This window comes from Mesorhizobium sp. M3A.F.Ca.ET.175.01.1.1, from assembly GCF_004791945.1.
Lineage (GTDB): Bacteria > Pseudomonadota > Alphaproteobacteria > Rhizobiales > Rhizobiaceae > Mesorhizobium.
The window spans coordinates 40715-57483 of the sequence record NZ_SRTP01000019.1 but is presented as its reverse complement, the minus strand read 5'-3'; the positions used below and the strand labels follow the sequence as shown (position 1 = coordinate 57483).

Annotated in this window: 18 protein-coding genes and 1 pseudogene; 16 read left to right on the top strand and 3 right to left on the bottom strand. The window is 63.4% G+C overall.

Annotated features, from left to right (window positions below; all coding sequences use genetic code 11):
* Positions 1-43: 43 nt before the first annotated feature.
* A complete protein-coding gene (gene guaA, locus EN818_RS28520) occupies positions 44-1606 on the top strand; it encodes a glutamine-hydrolyzing GMP synthase (RefSeq protein ID WP_135906096.1) in 1563 nt (520 codons plus the stop codon).
* Positions 1607-1888: 282 nt separating this feature from the next.
* On the opposite strand, the gene EN818_RS28515 is transcribed toward guaA, so the two are convergent.
* The gene (locus EN818_RS28515) at positions 1889-2701 is read right to left on the bottom strand and encodes a LuxR C-terminal-related transcriptional regulator (protein WP_135906095.1); all 813 of its coding nucleotides are present in this window, start codon (positions 2699-2701) and stop codon (positions 1889-1891) included.
* Between the two features lie 118 nt (positions 2702-2819).
* Between EN818_RS28515 and EN818_RS28510 the strand changes: the two genes are divergently transcribed.
* The 5 genes from EN818_RS28510 (at position 2820) to EN818_RS28490 (ending at position 7626) form a co-directional block, all read left to right on the top strand.
* On the top strand, positions 2820-3956 hold the full coding sequence (locus EN818_RS28510) for an ABC transporter ATP-binding protein (protein ID WP_135906094.1): 1137 nt from the start codon (positions 2820-2822) through the stop codon (positions 3954-3956).
* The gene (locus EN818_RS28505; RefSeq protein ID WP_135906093.1) at positions 3937-5100 is read left to right on the top strand and encodes a spermidine/putrescine ABC transporter substrate-binding protein; all 1164 of its coding nucleotides are present in this window, start codon (positions 3937-3939) and stop codon (positions 5098-5100) included. The genes EN818_RS28510 and EN818_RS28505 overlap by 20 nt, the downstream gene beginning before the upstream one ends.
* A gap of 77 nt (positions 5101-5177) precedes the next feature.
* Positions 5178-6041 carry an ABC transporter permease gene (locus tag EN818_RS28500; RefSeq protein WP_135906092.1) on the top strand — a complete coding sequence of 288 codons (864 nt, stop codon included), beginning with the start codon at positions 5178-5180 and terminating at the stop codon, positions 6039-6041.
* Positions 6041-6853 (top strand): ABC transporter permease, encoded by an 813-nt coding sequence (locus tag EN818_RS28495; RefSeq protein WP_129553256.1) that lies wholly within the window; start codon positions 6041-6043, stop codon positions 6851-6853. Before EN818_RS28500 ends, EN818_RS28495 begins: the two co-directional genes overlap by 1 nt.
* An 11-nt stretch (positions 6854-6864) precedes the next feature.
* Positions 6865-7626, top strand: coding sequence for a glucose 1-dehydrogenase (locus tag EN818_RS28490; protein ID WP_135906091.1), 762 nt, complete (start codon positions 6865-6867; stop codon positions 7624-7626).
* A 156-nt stretch (positions 7627-7782) separates the two neighbouring features.
* Here the strand turns inward: EN818_RS28490 and EN818_RS28485 are convergent, their stop codons facing one another.
* Both EN818_RS28485 and EN818_RS28480 read right to left on the bottom strand, forming a co-directional pair.
* Positions 7783-9039 carry an ABC transporter substrate-binding protein gene (locus tag EN818_RS28485; protein ID WP_135906090.1) on the bottom strand — a complete coding sequence of 419 codons (1257 nt, stop codon included), beginning with the start codon at positions 9037-9039 and terminating at the stop codon, positions 7783-7785.
* 331 nt (positions 9040-9370) lie between these two features.
* Complete coding sequence (locus EN818_RS28480; protein WP_135906089.1) at positions 9371-10411, bottom strand: aminopeptidase; 1041 nt, start codon at positions 10409-10411, stop codon at positions 9371-9373.
* Positions 10412-10658: 247 nt separating this feature from the next.
* Here EN818_RS28480 and EN818_RS28475 point away from each other — a divergent pair, with 247 nt between their 5' ends.
* From EN818_RS28475 to EN818_RS28430, 10 genes and pseudogenes are all read left to right on the top strand, one after another.
* Positions 10659-11138, top strand: coding sequence for a hypothetical protein (locus tag EN818_RS28475; protein WP_135906088.1), 480 nt, complete (start codon positions 10659-10661; stop codon positions 11136-11138).
* A complete protein-coding gene (locus tag EN818_RS28470) occupies positions 11135-12355 on the top strand; it encodes an Nramp family divalent metal transporter (RefSeq protein ID WP_129553251.1) in 1221 nt (406 codons plus the stop codon). The genes EN818_RS28475 and EN818_RS28470 overlap by 4 nt, the downstream gene beginning before the upstream one ends.
* Positions 12355-12714, top strand: a complete 360-nt coding sequence (locus EN818_RS28465) for a hypothetical protein (protein WP_129553250.1) — start codon at positions 12355-12357, stop codon at positions 12712-12714. The genes EN818_RS28470 and EN818_RS28465 overlap by 1 nt, the downstream gene beginning before the upstream one ends.
* Before the next feature lie 2 nt (positions 12715-12716).
* The gene (locus EN818_RS28460) at positions 12717-13058 is read left to right on the top strand and encodes a hypothetical protein (protein WP_135906087.1); all 342 of its coding nucleotides are present in this window, start codon (positions 12717-12719) and stop codon (positions 13056-13058) included.
* A gap of 150 nt (positions 13059-13208) precedes the next feature.
* Positions 13209-13823 carry a hypothetical protein gene (locus tag EN818_RS28450; protein WP_245518910.1) on the top strand — a complete coding sequence of 205 codons (615 nt, stop codon included), beginning with the start codon at positions 13209-13211 and terminating at the stop codon, positions 13821-13823.
* Entirely contained in the window at positions 13820-14212 is a 393-nt protein-coding gene (locus EN818_RS28445) for a phage holin family protein (RefSeq protein WP_095807959.1), read from the top strand. Before EN818_RS28450 ends, EN818_RS28445 begins: the two co-directional genes overlap by 4 nt.
* A gap of 53 nt (positions 14213-14265) precedes the next feature.
* Positions 14266-15042, top strand: a complete 777-nt coding sequence (locus tag EN818_RS28440; RefSeq protein WP_245518909.1) for a hypothetical protein — start codon at positions 14266-14268, stop codon at positions 15040-15042.
* Between the two features lie 129 nt (positions 15043-15171).
* A pseudogene (locus tag EN818_RS28435) lies at positions 15172-15501 on the top strand (DUF892 family protein); the annotation flags it as partial.
* On the top strand, positions 15413-15667 hold the full coding sequence (locus EN818_RS33890; protein ID WP_245518913.1) for a hypothetical protein: 255 nt from the start codon (positions 15413-15415) through the stop codon (positions 15665-15667). The pseudogene EN818_RS28435 and the gene EN818_RS33890, both read left to right, overlap by 89 nt.
* Before the next feature lie 73 nt (positions 15668-15740).
* The gene (locus tag EN818_RS28430; protein WP_135906085.1) at positions 15741-16769 is read left to right on the top strand and encodes an ABC transporter substrate-binding protein; all 1029 of its coding nucleotides are present in this window, start codon (positions 15741-15743) and stop codon (positions 16767-16769) included.

The following is a 16769-nucleotide window of genomic DNA, read 5'->3' as shown; positions in this document are numbered from 1 at the left end:
GCAACCCATTGCGCCGACTCGTTTCTTTCTCTAAAGGCTCGCCATGACGACAGCCAATCATCCCGACTCCGTACTGATTGTCGATTTCGGCAGCCAGTTCACCCAGCTTATCGCCCGCCGCATCCGCGAGGCCGGCGTCTTTTCCGAGATCGTGCCGTTCCAGTCGGCGGAAGCTGCTTTCAAGCGCATGAAGCCGAAAGCGGTGATCCTGTCCGGCGGCCCAGCGTCGACCGGCGACATCGGCAGCCCGCGCGCGCCGCAGATCGTCTTCGACGCCGGTGTTCCGGTGCTCGGCATCTGCTACGGCCAGATGGCGCTCTGCGTGCAGATGGGCGGCGTCGCCGAGAGCTCCAACCACCGTGAATTCGGCCGCGCCTTCGTCCACATCGAGAAGGAGAGCCCGCTGTTCGAGGGGCTGTGGGCACCAGGCCAGCGCCATCAGGTTTGGATGAGCCACGGAGACCGCGTGATCGAACTGCCGCCGGGCTTCGAGGTATTCGGCAAGTCGGAAAGCTCGCCCTTCGCCATTTTCGGCAATGTCGAGCGCCGGATGTACGGCATCATGTTCCACCCCGAGGTGGTGCATACGCCGGATGGCGCCAGGCTCCTGAGGAACTTCGTCCACAACATCGCCGGCATCGAGGGCGACTGGACGATGCGCGCCTATCGCGAGCACGCCGTCGAGGCGATCCGCAAGCAGGTCGGCAAGGGTAAAGTGATCTGCGCGCTGTCAGGCGGAGTCGATTCCTCCGTTGCGGCGCTCCTGATCCACGAGGCCGTCGGCGAACAGCTGACCTGCATCCTTGTCGATCACGGCCTGATGCGCAAGGACGAGGCGCAGAGCGTGGTGGAGATGTTCCGCCAGCACTACAATCTGCCGCTGATTCTAGTCGACGCTTCCGATCGTTTCATCTCGGCGCTAGAAGGCGAGTCCGATCCCGAGAAGAAGCGCAAGACGATCGGCCGCCTGTTCATCGAGGTCTTCGAGGAAGAGGCCAAGAAGCTCGGCGGCGCCGACTTCCTGGCTCAGGGCACGCTCTACCCCGACGTCATCGAGAGCGTCTCCTTCTCCGGCGGCCCGTCGGTGACGATCAAGTCGCACCACAATGTCGGCGGCCTGCCCGAGCGCATGAACATGAAGCTGGTCGAGCCGCTGCGCGAGCTGTTCAAGGACGAGGTCAGGGCGCTGGGCAAGGAACTCGGCCTGCCGGAGAGCTTCATCGGCCGCCATCCCTTCCCGGGTCCCGGCCTTGCCATCCGCTGTCCGGGCGGCATCACCCGCGAGAAGCTGGAGATCCTGCGCGAGGCCGACGCCATCTATCTCGACGAGATCCGCAAGGCCGGCCTTTACGATGCCATCTGGCAGGCGTTCGCCGTGCTCTTGCCGGTGCAGACCGTCGGCGTCATGGGCGACGGCCGCACCTACGAGTTCGTCTGCGCGCTGCGCGCCGTCACCTCCGTCGACGGCATGACGGCCGACTTCTATCACTACGACATGAACTTCCTCGGCGCCGCCGCCACCCGCATCATCAACGAAGTGAGGGGCATCAACCGCGTCGTCTACGACGTCACCTCAAAGCCGCCCGGCACAATCGAGTGGGAGTAAAGCCTGCCATCCCAGGCTTTGCATGGGTTTAGCCATGCCGCGGGCATTCGTCACCTCTTGTGCGTGATTTCACTGGGTCTGTCGGAACCAGGAAGTGTGATTGGAGGAACCATTGAGATCGGCGGCCTTTGTCTGCGCGCGCGCCCGGCATGGTCTCACCGTACCGTATGCCGACCACATCGGGTCCGGCTCGAGGTGTTGCGGCATGGCAATCGCATGTGGCGCGGCCAGTTCGCCAGCAAGCTGACCGATCGGCACGTCCCACATTGCCATAAGCCCTGGTCAGCCGATGCGCGCGTCGATGATCTCGACGAAGCGACCGAAGAGGCCGGCCTGGGACTTGATCTTGAGCTTGCGGTAGATGTTGCGGCGGTGGACCTTGACGGTCCCGGGCACGATCCTGAGCGCCCTGGCGATCGATTCAGTCGAGTGGCCCTGAAGCACCAGGTCAACGACCTGCTTTTCCCGCGAGGTCAGCGACAGGCTTTTCCAGATATGTGCGCGATCGAGTTCGCTGGCTGGCGCAACGATCTCGCCCGGCGATGGGATCGCGATCTCGTCAGCAGGCAGGGCCGGCCAGCGCAGCCTGCAGAAACCAATCACCGCCGGCGCCATGTCGCGCAGCCGCCTGGCGTCGGCGGTGCCGAACGGCCCCGAGGCGCGCTGGCGCATCAGCGACAGCACCAGCGCATCATTGCCGGCCAGCGGAACGAAGAAGCCGACCTCCTCGGCGAGCCGGGTCTGGCTGTAATAGGAACGGTAGTATTCGCTGGCATAGAAGCGGTCCGGTGCCAACTCGCGCATGCGCCAGAAACCCTCCTTGCGCTCGACCGCGGCGTGATGGAAGGGGTCGAGCAGATAGGGCCCTTCCTGATAGAGCGCGACGAAGACATGGCTTTCGGCCGGCGAGAAGGTCTCGAACAGCAGCGGCGGCCGCGCGGCACCCCGATAGCCGAAGATCACGCAGTGGTCGAAGCGGACATGACCGCGTAGCCAGCCGACGATCGCCTTGCCGAAATGGTCGCCGCCGGTCTCGCGCGCCGCGGCGATCACGGCGGCGAGCGCATTGTAGTCGTCACTGCGGGAGGTGGCCAATCCATACCCCTCTAAACGATAAAATCGGCTAAATATACCACCTGGGAGGTATATACTAGCCAGTATTGGCTCTGCTAGCGTCGTGACATTGCCTCACGCTGTCGCTGGAGCCCGTGGCTTGACTGCAGTGCCCGATATCGAGTTCCGCGCGGTCACCAAGCGCTACGGCGCCGTCACCGCGGTGAGCGGTATCGACCTTGCCATCCCGCCTTCCGCCTTCGTGGCGCTGCTCGGACCCTCCGGCTGCGGCAAGACGACTTGTCTGCGCATGATCGGCGGCTTCGAGCAGCCGAGCGAGGGCCAGGTGCTGATCCGCGGCCGCGACATGGCTGGAACGCCGCCCTATCGGCGCCCGGTCAACATGGTGTTCCAGCAATACGCGCTGTTCCCGCATCTCGATGTCGAGGAGAACATCTCCTACGGGCTGCGTCAGGCGAGGCCGCGGCTGTCCTCCCGCGACATCGCCCGGAAGGCGGGCGAGGCGTTGGCCATGGTGCAGCTATCCGGTTACGGGCGCCGCAAGATTCACGAGCTTTCCGGCGGCCAGCAGCAGCGCGTCGCGCTCGCCCGGGCGCTGGTCAACAAGCCGGCGGTGCTTCTTCTCGACGAGCCGCTGGCGGCGCTCGACAAGAAGCTGCGCACCGACATGCAGATCGAGCTGCAGAACCTGCAGCGCGAGATCGGCATCACCTTCGTTCTGGTCACCCACGACCAGGAGGAAGCGCTGTCGATGAGCGACTTGGTTTGCGTCATGAATGGCGGCCTTGTGGTGCAACTGGGCCAGCCGAGCGAGATCTATGACGAGCCGGCCGATCTGTTCGTTGCGGATTTCGTTGGCAAGACCAATCTGCTCAGGGGCAAGGTGACGGGGCTCTGCGGCGACCTCGTCGATGTCGCGCTCGACGACGGCACGGTGATTGCGGCGCGCAAGCGGGTGCCGCTCAGCCGTGGCGAGGCCGTTTCCGTCAGCCTGCGGCCGGAATCGCTGAGCCTTTCAGCACCCGGCAGGGGCAGCCTGCAAGGCGTCGTCCGCAACCGCATATTCCTCGGCTCGACCGCCGAATACGCGATCGAGGTGCCCGGCATCGGGTCGCTGCTCGCCAAGGCCGATCATGTGATGGGCGGGGGCAATCTCTTCAAGCCGGGCGAACCCGTCGCCATCGGCTTTGCCGCCGGAGCGCCGCTGGCGTTTTCGCAGCCCAAGAACAACGGGACCAACCAGAGGGAAGACCAACATGTCGAAATCGTATCGTGACGGACTGCCGATAAGCCCTGAAAAATTCGTCGACCAATTGATGCGCCTGAAACGCGGCTCGATCAGCCGGCGCGACTTCCTGGGCCTTACCGGCCTTGGCGTCGCCACGGCGGTAATGGCGCGCGAGCTCGGCATCATGCCGGCGCCCGCCTTTGCTGCCGAGAGCCTTGGCGATCGCATGTCGATCGCCACCTGGCCGAACTACCACGATCCGGCGACGTTCGAGAGCTTCAAGGCTGAGACCGGCGTCGCCGTCGAGGTCAACGTCTTCGGATCGAACGAGGAAATGCTGGCCAAGCTGCAGGCCGGCGGTTCGGGCTGGAGCCTTTTCGTGCCGACCAACTACACCATTTCGACCTACAAGAAGCTCGGCATCATCGAAGCGCTGGATATGGCCAAGCTAGGCAATTTCGACGGTTCGCAGGAAGATGCGCGCTTCACGGCCGAAGGCACGATCGATGGCACGATCTACGCCGTGCCGAAGAACTGGGGCACGACCGGCTTTGCCGTCAACACCAAGAAGCTCGCCAAGCCGATGTCGAGCTGGAAGGAGTTCTGGGACACCGCCATGGCCGAAGGCGACGGCCGCAGCATGGTGCATGACTACCAGCTGACCACCATCGGCAATGCGCTGAAATACTATGGCTATTCCTTCAACTCGCTGAAGCAGGACGAGCTCGCCAAGGCAGAGGAATTGCTGCTCAAGGTCAAACCGCATCTGTTCGCGGTGTCGAGCGACTACCAGCCGTCGATGCGCTCCGGCGACGCCTGGATGACGATGTGCTGGACCAATGACGGCGCGCAGCTCCATCGCGACATTGCCGAGATTGCCTATGTGCTCGGCAAGGAAGGCGGCGAGATCTGGACCGACTTCTACGCCATCCCGAAGGATGCGCCCAACAAGCCCGCCGGATACGCGCTGCTCAACTACCTGATGAACCCGAAGATCGCTGTGAAGGAGCATCTGGCCAATGGTGCCCCCTCGATCGACGCGCGGGTCAATGCGCTGCTGCCGAAGGAGGTGCTCGACAATCCGATCCTCTATCCGGCCGCCGATCTTCTGAAGCCGCTCGAGTTCGGCGCCGCGGCGACACTGACCGATCCGGGCCGCGCCGAGCTGATGGCGCGCTTCAAGTCGGCTTGAGCCGGACCGGCGTCAAGTCCGATCCAGACAAATTGACCGGCGGATGTTCGTCCGCCGGTGCCGAAACGGCTTTCTCGATGCGCGGTACTCGTTTTCGCAAAAATCTGGTGACGGCGCTGCTGCTTGCTCCAGCAGCGCTGTGGCTGATTGTCTTCCTGGTGCTGCCCTTCATTGCCATCGCCATCTTCAGTGTCGGCGAGCGGGCGCCGGAAGGCGGCTACCAGGCCGCGCTCACATTCGCGCAATATGCAAATCTGCCGGCGCGGGCGAACGCGTTCTGGAACACGATGGTGCTGGCGCCGGTCGGTGCGCTGGGCTGCCTGCTCGTCGCCTACCCCGTCGCCTATTATCTTGCGCTGCGCGCGCCGCAGCGCTGGCGGCTGATCCTGCTCGCCCTGATCGTCATCCCGTTCTGGACCAGCCTTTTGATGCGCACCTATGCCTGGCTGTACATCCTTGGCGGGCGCGGCATTCCGGCCCTGCTTGCTTATGTCGGGATCGAGGATCTGCGGCTGATCAACACGCCGGGGGCAGTGCTGCTCGGGATCGTCTACGGCTACCTGCCGCTGATGATCCTGCCGATCTATGTCAGTCTGGAGCGGCTGGATCGTCGGCTGCTGGAGGCGTCCGCCGATCTCGGCGCGACGCCCTTGTCGACATTCATCGGCGTGACGCTGAGGCTGTCGCTTCCGGGCGTGATGACCGGCTTCTCGCTGGTGATGATCCTGCTGCTCGGTGAATATCTGATCCCGACCCTGCTCGGCGGCGGCAAGGTGTTCTTCATCGGCAACGCCCTGGTCGACCTCTTCCTGCAGTCGCGCAACTGGCCGTTCGGTTCGGCCATCGCCATCACGCTGGTGCTGGTCTCGGTGGTGGTGCTGATCCTTGCCAACCGCATCTCGACCCGGCTCTCCGGCGCCCGCCCCGTGGACTTGATCTGATGCGAGCCTTCGTCGTCGCCGTTTTCGCCTTCCTCTATCTGCCGATCGCACTGGTCGTGCTGTTCTCCTTCAACGCCGGCCATCACGCCAGCGAGTTCACCGGCTTCTCGACGCAATGGTACGGCAAGGCGCTGTCCAACCCGTTCCTGGTCGAGGCGCTGAAGAACAGCCTGATCATCGCCACGACCAGCGCTCTGCTTGCGGCCTTCTGTGGCACCGCCGCGGCGCTCGGGCTGCAGCGTGTCGGAGCGCGCACGCGGGCGCTGTTCGAGGCGCTGCTGGGTGCCGCGATCGTCGTTCCGGGGGTCGTGATCGGCATCTCGACACTGGTCGCTCTGGTACAGCTCTTTGCCGTCGTCAATCCGTTCCTCGCTTCGCTATGGCCGGCCGACCAGCCGCCGCGGCTTTCTCTCGGCTATGGTTCGATCATCGCCGCGCACGGCCTGTTCTCGATGGCGCTCGTGACGATGATCGTCGGCACGCGGCTGAGCAGCCTCGACCGCAATCTGGTCGAGGCGTCGAGCGATCTTTACGCTACGCCGCTGACGACGTTCCGCGCCATCGTGCTGCCGCAGATCATGCCCGCCGTGATAGCGGGCTTCCTGCTCGCCTTCACCTTCTCTTTCGACGACTTCATCGTCGCCTTCTTCGTGGCTGGCGCGCAGACGACCTTGCCGATCTATGTCTTTGCTTCCATCCGGCGCGGCGTGACGCCGGAGATCAACGCCGTCGCGACGATCGTGCTAGCCGCGTCGGTGCTGCTCGTCCTGCTCGCGCAATGGCAACTCGGCCGACGAAAACCATCGCCTTGAAAGACACATCCATGATTCTCAAAGATCGTATCGCCGTGGTGACCGGAGCCGGCTCGGGCATCGGACGCGCCGGCGCCACAATCATGGCAAGCGAAGGGGCGGTCGTCGTGGTCGCCGACCGGGACCTCGTTGCGGGCGAAGCCACCGCGTCCGGCATTCGCGATGCCGGCGGCCGCGCCGAAGCTGTCGGCACCGATGTCGGCGACGACAGGGCGGTGGAGGAGCTGATCGCGGGAACGCTCGGCAGGCATGGCCGGATCGACATCTTGCACAGCCATGCCGGCATCCAGGTCGGCGGCACGCTGACCCAAGTCAGCACCGACGGCATGGATGCCTCGTGGCGCATCAATGTGCGGGCCCAGTTCCTCGCGGCCAAGGCGGTCATGCCGGCGATGATCGCGCAGGGCGGCGGCGTCATCCTCAACACCGCCTCGAATTCGGGCGTCTTCTACGACCGCGAGATGATCGCTTATGCCACCTCCAAACACGCAGTGGTGGCGATGACGAGACAGATGTCGCTCGATTACGCAAAGTATAATGTGCGGGTCAACGCGCTTTGCCCCGGCTGGGTCGACACGCCGTTCAATGAGCCGTTCATTGCCCAGATGGGCGGGCGCGACGCTATCGAACGTTACGTGCGGATGAAAATTCCGATGGGGCGCTGGGCAAGCGCTGAGGAGATCGCCGAAGCCATACTGTTCCTCGTCTCCGATCGCTCTTCCTTCATGACTGGCCAGGCGCTGGTCGTCGACGGTGGAGAGAGCATCGGCTGAGCGCTGGCTCGCTTTGATCTCTCGGGCGGTAAGCAGGAATTCGGTGCACGATCGGGTGGAGCGCCGCTATCGTCTACCTGCGCTGGCGGCGACCTTGGGCCGGCTGGCCGATCGGCACGTAGCTTGCGGCTTCGCCGCGGATTGGCGTCGCCGGCATCAGGATACCGGGCCATCGTACCCCTTGTCGGGCAGGCAACGCACCCTGACGCCGACAATCTCGTCCCAGCCGTTGGTTATGACGTCCCTCGCCCTCTCCTGGTCCTCGAGCGTCGGAAATATCTTGTCTGGATCGTGGATATCGGGATGTTGGAGCCTCCCGCGCCAATCGATTGGGACCGATCCATTGCGAACGAGGTCTGCGATCCGGATCGGATAACATTGGCCTTTCAACCATGCGAGCTGCACCTCGTCTGAGTAAAGGTATTCCATCCAAAGCCGCGCAGCGTTCGGATGCTGAGCACTGGCGCTGATCGCCTGGACATAGAGACCCGCGGTGAAGCCGGTCCTTGGCCTGACGACTTCGATCCTCGCTGTCCCGCCAAGGCGGTCGCGGTCGGCGAGCGCAAGGTAATCCCAGCGAATCAGGATCGGCGTGCGGCCCTGAACAAGCGAGTTGGGATCCCCGATTACGGGCACGAAATTGCCTTTCTCATTGAGATCGGCGAAGAACTTCAGCCCCTGAGCGGCGGCTTCATCCGCATTGCCCTTTGTTCCGGACAAGCCCGCCGCCAAGATGCTCTGGATTGCTTGATTTGAAGAGACGTTGCCGGCGAGTCCAACCGAGTTTCGATACTCCGGCGCAGCAAGATCCGTCCAATCCTGCGGGATCTTGGCGACGAGGTCAGCGTTGATCTCGAAGGCGATGGCTCCATAGTAGCCGCCATACCAATGCGCTTGCGCATCTTTGGCGCCTCCCGGGATTGTCTCCCACTTTGAGACTTTGTACGGCAGCAACAGGCCTTCCTGTTTTGCCGATGAGGCGAACGACACGCCGACCTCGATTACATCCGGGATCTGGTAGTCGGCCTTGGCTCGCCCGGCCTTGATCGCCTCAATCTGATCGGCTGAGCTGGCACTGGGTCGAAGTTCTTTGACCGTAAGACCGTATCTGGCCTTGAAACCATCTATGATGGCGCCGTATCCGCACCAGTCGCGCGGCAATCCCATGACGGCAAGCTGCCCTTCCGCTCTGGCCGCTGCGACCAGGTTTTGCATCGGATCGGCGGCCGCTGCATGGGCGCAGACCGATACGGCGCCTGTTGACAGCGCGGCAGCTCCGGCCAGGCCTGCTGCCTTGAGCGCATCCCGGCGACTTATCGGTCGATGATCATCAAGAGATTCAGTGCTGTCTGTATGTTCTGCGCTTGATCCACGTCTCACGGTGCAATCCTCCGCTGGCTGGGTTCGTCGCATCTCCACGTTGTCGGTCTTTTGGGCGTCGATAATCGTTCTGCAGGGTGGTGGCACGCATTCGCGTCACGTGTCCCGAGGGCGACTATAGCATTTTGCGAAGCCGGGATATGCAGGTGAGAGCGGACAATGAAGGTCTGTTGATCGCGCTCGCCGTCGCTCACAACTGGTACACCGGTTACCATGATCCGGTCACCGGCTATGAATGCTGCGACGACAAGAAGGACTGTGGGGTCATCAACCCGCGATTTGTCGAGCCGCTGCCCGGCGGCGGTTTCAATGTGCGCACCGACAGCGGCAGCAAAGCGCCGCTGCCCATCCTTGCTGGTTCATGTCAATCACATGTATCTGCAGCCCTGAGCGCTGCAGCACGGGAAGGCTTGTGCAAATCCGCGATCCGTCGAACAGAAGCGTAGAACCTTGGATAGTCCCCGGAGCACAAGTCGAACAAACGAAGAAACGCCGGAACCTGTTCGCCGTAGACAGCAGTCGCGGCGAGCTTTGCGTTGTTGATCGGCGCCTCGAACCAGGCGTCGTATCCCCGGTATCCGGCCCACTGCTTGTCGCGCATGTGCCGGTAGCGGATCCGCAGCTTTTCGATCGTCGCCGCTTTCGCAGCCGCCATCCGCTCCGGGCTACGGGAACTTTCATAGACCTGCCTCAACTCGTCCCGAGCATTCGACACCAGTCCGAGAAAATCGGCCCTGCGCTTGCGATCGGCTTCGTAGCGGCGCAATCCGGCGCGATCGCCGGCTGCGCGGAGCCATTTCCTGACGCCGGTGGTTTCAACGGCAACAGCGAACGCCTCGTTGAACGCGGAGTCGTCATCGACATAGATGCGCTGATGCGCCAGTTCATGAAAGATAAGGCTTGCAAGATACGTGTCGTCCTGACGGAGCATGGTGCTTAGCAGCGGGTCGCTGGACCAGCCCAGTGTGGAATAAGCGGTGACGCCCGTGACATAGACGTCCAACCCCTGTCTATGAAGCTCGAGGGCGCTTTCAGCCGCGGATTTGCGAGCAAAGTAACCCCGGTACGGAACGCAGCCGAAAACCGGAAAGCACCATGTTCTTGGCGCGAGCGAGAATTGCGGCGCGGCAAAAACGGCCCAGGTCACAGCGTCCCGACCGATGTCGACATAGCTGCGGTAGCTGTTGTTTTCGGGCAGTGCCAGTTCATCGGTCGCAAACCGTCGTATGGCGCTGGCCGACGTCAACTTGGTGCGCAAAGCTTTAGGCGTCGAAGGGTCATGGATCAACTTCCCGACATTCCTTCGCGCGGCCATGATCTGCGCATGACCCTCCAACGACTGCGCGTAGTAGGAGATGCTGGTGCAGCCGGCCACTCCGCAGGCCACCAGCACCGCGGCAAGCATTCGAAGAACGCGCTTCACAGCCTGCCCACCGCTGCTCATCTCCCCTGGAGCAAATGTCTTGATCCCCGCTCTCAAACAGGCGCAGGAATTTTCGTCAAGGTCTGGCGGGGCAGCGGGTCCGACTTTCGACTTCGGCAGGATTGGCAAATGCTGCCCCACGCGGGATGCCGCGCTCCTCTCGAAGCTGCCAGATTAGCGGCTGCAATCTGGCCCTCGCGCCGTTCCCCCTGACGGCGGAACTTTCCAGGTGGCAACCGCTTTTATCTTGATGGTTCCTGGCGGTCGCGACGAGGGCAAGGTATGGGGTGGCGTTGCTCGGGCGATCCGTCTTGCCCTGCCGCTGGCGGCACTCGCATCCTGCTCATCGTCCGAAACCATCGACGAGCAATCCAAGCTTGCCGCCTCGACAGCCCAGTCCGCTGTGCTGGTGACCGACGCCTGGATTGCGGGCGCGGCGCCGTCCCCCTACGCAAAGGCCGCCTTGCAATCCTTCGCCGAGACGCTCGGAGAGTGCGATCGACAAGTGAGGTCGATCAGTTCCCCTGATGCTACCCAGCCAACCGATCTAACGGCGGCGATGAGACGCCTGTCGGAGGCCGCGGGCCGGGCCGGAACCGCGGTCGGCGCCGACGAACGGGCACAGGCCGGCCAGGCACGGCAGGACCTTCAAGCCGCCCAATCGAGGCTCGGCGAGGCCTACGCGGCGTATTTCGCGCCGCAACGATGAAGAAGCTCCTTGAAATTTCGCTTGGCATCGTCACCAGCGTTGGCGGCTTCCTGGAGGTCGGCTCCATGGCGACGGCTGCGCAGGCCGGTGCCTTGTTCGGCTTCCAACTGGTGTGGGCGATCCTGTTGGGAACCATCTGCATCATCTTTCTCGTCGAAATGGCCGGCCGCTTCGCCGCCGTCAGTCACCACACGATCGCCGACGGTATCCGCGAACGCTTCGGCTTCAACGCTTTCCTTTGGCCGCTGCTTGCAGTCTTGCTGGTCAATTTTCTGGTTCTGTCGGCGGAGATAGGCGGCGTTGCCATTGCCGCCGAGCTTGCCACAGGGATCGGCTTTCAGTGGTGGGCGCTGCCGGTGGCCTTCGTCGCTTGGCTGCTGTTGTGGAAGGGCACATTCGGCCTCATCGAGAAGGGGGTCTCGATGCTGGGTCTGGTCACCCTCTGCTTCGTGGTCGCGGCGGTGATGCTCGACCCGGATTGGAAACAGCTTGCCGCCGGCGCCGTGCCCAGCCTGCCGCATCATGATGGGCCGAACTACTGGTTCATGGTCGTCAGCATTCTCGGCGCTTCGATATCGCCCTACCTCTTCATGTTCTATTCCTCGGGCGCGATCGAGGATCAATGGGACAAGAGCTATCTCGGCACCAATCGGGCCATTGCCTGTCTCGGCATGAGCTTCGGCGGAACGATTTCTGTCGGCGTGCTGATCGTGGCTGCGCTTGCGCTCGGCGCACATGGCGTCAACCGGGTGGACGACTACAACCAGCTCCCGCTGATGCTGATTCCCATCTTCGGCTTCTGGGGCTTCGTCCTCTTCGTCGCCTCGCTTGGCATAGCCTGCTTTGGTGCGGCGCTCGAAGTTGGCCTCCAGCAGGCCTATCTCGTCGCGCAGGGCTTTGGCTGGACCTGGGGCGAGAACCTCAAGCCGCGAGAAGATCCGGGATTCAGCTTGGTCTACACGCTGACGCTGTTCCTTGCCGCCGTCCCGATAGCGCTCGGTCTCGACCCGCTGAAGCTCACCATCTTCTCGATGGCACTCACGGCGGCCAGCCTGCCGCTGACGGTGGTCCCATTCCTCTTCCTGCTCAATGACGAGCGCTATGTCGGCAAGCATCGCAACGGCATCGTGTCGAACGCAGCCGTGATCTTCATCATCGCGCTCGGCTTCGTCCTGGCCGTTGTGAGCATTCCGCTGCAGATTTTGGGAGGCACTTGATGCAACTGCTTCGCGACATTCTGGATAAACAGGTCGTCGACCGCGAGCAGGTCAAGATCGGCAAGGTCGACAGCTTGGTCGCCGAACTGAGGCAAGGCAAACCGCCGAGGATCGTCGCCGTCGAACTTGGATCGATCGCGCTGGCTCGTCGGCTTGGCGCGAGACCAGGGCAATGGGCCGCACGGCTCACGGCAAGGTTGCGCGGGAAGCGGTACGCTCGCCCGCACCGCATCGCCTGGCGCAAGGTGCGCGACATCGGCGTCGACATAGAATTCGACATCGACGTGCGCCGCACCAGAATCTTCGCCTGGCAGGACTGGCTGCGCGATCACCTTGTCGGTCGAATCCCGGGAGCCTGAGGATGGCGAATGTAAACCTCGAGCTTCTGGCCGGTCGCCGCGTCCTCTCGCAAAGCGGCAAGAGCATCGGCCGCCTCGAGGAGATCATCGCGGAGGCGGATGGCGAGGATCTCGTCGTCACGGAATTCCACGTAGGCATCTTCGCCGCTTTCGAACGTCTGTCCGCCTCGATGATAGGCACTGCGTTGCTGGATTTCTTTGCGCTGCGCCGCCGCCAAGGCCTCTACCGCATACCCTGGAACAAGCTCGATATTTCCGATCCCGCACATCCCAAATTGCTTTGCGACGATCAGGAGCTTGCAGGCTTCAAGGCCACCGATCCCCGGCCAAAAGCTGCCCGCTAAAAAGCTGCTCATCGAAGGGAACATCGCAGCCTGCGTGGAGTTGGATTGCCATGGAGGAGCCTGCGCCATGAACAGTGTCATCTATCTCATCGGTCTCGTCGTCGTCGTGCTCGCGGTGCTCTCTTTCCTCGGCTTTCACTAGGAGGCACCATGCAGCGTGACAATGATAAGGGCCGCGAGCCCGCCGACTTCGCCCGGGCGAAGAGCGAAATTTCCGATCGTCTTCAGCAAGAAACCCAGAGCGCCGCAGAGGTGCTTCACGATGCGCGTGACGAGGCTGCCCGCAGGGCAGGCGACTATGCCTCGGAAGCCAAGCACGCCCTGTCCGAAAAGGCGGAGGAAACGCAGCGCGACATCGGGTCGAGCCTGGCGGCGTTCGGCGGCGCCTTGCGCGCCGCAAGCGAACATCTCGCCAACAATGACCAAAACGCGGCATCAAAGTTCATGCTCGAAGCCGCCGGCGGATTGGAAGGGCTTTCGTCCTCCTTGAAACAGAAGCCTTTCGGGCAGGTGCTTGAGGACATGCAATCCTTCGGTCGGCAAAATCCTGGAACGCTGATCGCCGGGTCGGTGTTGGCCGGGCTGGCACTCGGGCGATTCATAAAGGCTTCGCCGCCCGAGGCAGACGGCTCGACCCGGGCCGCAACCGGCCCCGGCAATTCGGCGCAGACACGTGTGGAACCAGGCCGGCCCCGGGACAAGTCCCCATCCTCCTGGGGCTCCGACGGTGGCTTCCCCAGCAAGGCAGCGGAGCTGAAGAGATGAGCACTCAGGACAATCCAAGCCTCGCCACGCTGATCGGCGATCTGGCCCAGCAGGTGAGCACGCTCGTCCGAACGGAAGCCAGGCTCCTGCGGGCCGAAATCTCAGAGAAGGCCAGCAAGGCTGGAGCCGGTGCCGTCGAAGTGCTGGGTGGCGCGATATGCCTGCTCGCCGCGCTGATGGTGCTGTTGCAAGCGCTGGTCATTGCCTTGACCCGCTTGGGGCTCGGCGCCGGATGGTCCTCTCTGCTCGTCGGGGTGGTGGTCGCGGGGCTGGGTGTCATCCTGATGCGGACCGGCATGGCAAGCATGGCGCCGTCCGAACTGACGCCCGACCGCACCGAGGAACAACTGAGACGCGACGCCGCCATGATCAAGGAGCAAGCGAGATGAGCGACAAATCCGCAGCCGAACTCGAACGCGAGGCCGAAGCCGCGCGGGCAAGGGTGGTGGATACCGCCGACTCCATTCGCGACAAGATGACTCCAGGACAGCTGTTCGACGAGTTTACCGAGCTGTTCGCGGGCGGGGACTCGCAGATGCTCCGCAACCTGAAGGCTCAAATGCGCGACAATCCCTTGCCGCTTGCCGTGGTCGGCGCGGGTCTTGCCTGGCTGATGTTGGGCAGCGGCCCCTCGGCTGCAAGCACCGGCTATGCAGCCCCCCGCAATCCGGGCCAGCCTGAAGGCGCCTCCGGATCCGGCGTCGGCGGCATGATTTCTGATGCGGCCGGATCGGTCACCGCTGCTGCCAGCGGAGCAGCCGACACGATCTCGGGCATGGCCAGCAGTGCCTCGGAATCAGTTGCGAGTTCTGTTGCAGGAGCAGGCTCAGCCACCAGCGACATGGCGGCGAGAGCCAGTCGCTCGGCGCAGGAACTGCTCCAGAACCAGCCGTTGGCCGCAGCAGCGGTCGGTCTCGCGGTGGGAACCGCGATAGGCGTGATGCTGCCCCATACAGCGGTCGAAGACGAGCAACTGGGCGGCTACCGCGAAAAGCTTCGCGACACCGCCGAAGCCACGCTCGAAGAAGGCCTCGACGCGGCAAAGGAGGTTGCAGCCGAAGCCTATCGGACAGCCAGCGACGAAGCTGGGCGGCAGGCGTCGGGCGAAGGCACGCTGGCGGACAAGGTTAGCGAGGTTGTCAGGTCCGCCGCCGACAAAGCCGACGAAGCAGTGCGGGAGCGGTTTTCCAATTCGGAGCCGCCTCCCCAAAAAACGTAGCCGCTGTTCAATAACCGCCTTCAAGAAAAGTCGAACTGTCTGCGGTTCGGACAAGCACCAATCCAGGAGATGACCAATGCCGCAAGCGCGCGAATGGATCATCCGATGGCTTAGGGACAAGCGGAGACGATGCTGTCCGGCCAACTGAGCCGGCTCGATCGCTGGCCCGAACTCAAGGAGCAGATTCGCGGTCACCTGGAAGAAACCACGGAACAGACCAGGCGGTTGAAGATCAGCCTCGACCGTCTCGGCGAGGGGTCCTCCATGATCAAGGATGCAGGCGGCAAGCTGACTGCGATGGCGCAGTCGATCAGCGGCATATTCGCCGGCGACGATGAAGGGGTCTCTGGCCAGCTACACGTTCGAACATATGGAGATCGCTTCCTGCACCACTCTCATCGCTGCGGCTCGCACCGCTGGCGAGCCGAGGTCGCTCGCGTCTGCGAGCAGAAACTGCGCGAAGAGGAAGCGATGGCTGAGTGGCTCAAGATCAACCTGCCGAAGGTCACGGAGACGTTCCTGGGGCGGGCCGATGCCGATCGCGAGAGCGCAAAGCGCTAAGGAGCCCGCCTCGACGCTCAAGAGACATGCGACGGCGCCACGACGTCACCATTGCCGGACCTGACCGTTTTGCGAGCAATCCAGGAACATTCCTGGCCCAAAAAGGTTGGGAGCGTTCAGTCGCGTCCGGAGCGCTCGTGCTGATCTCGAATGTCCAACAAGAGCCGGCGACCCAAGCTGTTCGCGCTTGTGTTTCGCGACGCGCGCTGCTTGCGGGACTGTCTGCCTCGCTCCTGCTCGGCACGGTTGCCGCAGCCCAATCGGCAATTGTTCGCTTTGGCGTCCTTGGCTTCGGCACCGCCGCCTGGGAGCTGGACGTGGTCCGCCGCCATCGGCTGGATACCTCGAACGGCGTTACGATCGAGGCGCGAGAACTGGCTGGCCCGGAGGCCGGCAAGACCGCACTGCTCGCCGGCAGTGTCGACGTCGTCGTCACGGACTGGGTTTGGGCCGCGCGCCAGCGCAGCGAAGGCGCCGATCTTGCTTTCCTTCCCTATTCGCGCGCCGTTGGCGCGCTGGAACTGCCCGCCGGCTCGTCCGTGCGCGGCCTGTCGGAACTCGACGGAAAAAGACTCGGCATTGCTGGAGGTCCGCTCGACAAGAGCTGGATCCTGTTGCGAGCGCTCAGCCTTCGTCAGACAGGACATGACATGGCCGAGCGCGTGCAGCCGGTGTTCGGCGCGCCGCCGCTGCTGGAGCAGGAATTCCTGGCGGGGCGGCTGGACGCGGTGCTGACGTTCTGGAACTTCGCGGCCCGGCTGGAGGTCAAAGGCGCGCGGCGGCTGCTGAGTGTTGCGCAGATCCTGCAGGGGCTGGGCGCCCCGGCCGAATTGCCGATGCTGGGCTACGTCTTCAATGAGAGCTGGGCGCGCGCAAACCCCAAGACGCTCGCCAACTTCATCAACGTCACCAAGGCCGCCAAATCCTTGCTCGCTACCTCGGACGAGGAATGGCAGCTCCTGGCGCCGCGGCTTGGGACCGGCGATCCACGCCTGCAGGCCGCGTTGCGCAATGCCTATCGGGACGGGATCCCGCATCGCTTCGGCAACGACGAACGGGACGGCGCGGCGCGTCTGTTTTCGATCCTGGCCGACCTCGGCGGCGAAGCCTTGGTCGGCAAGGCAAAGAGCCTCGATCCCGGCGTTTTCTGGACAATACCCGCCTGA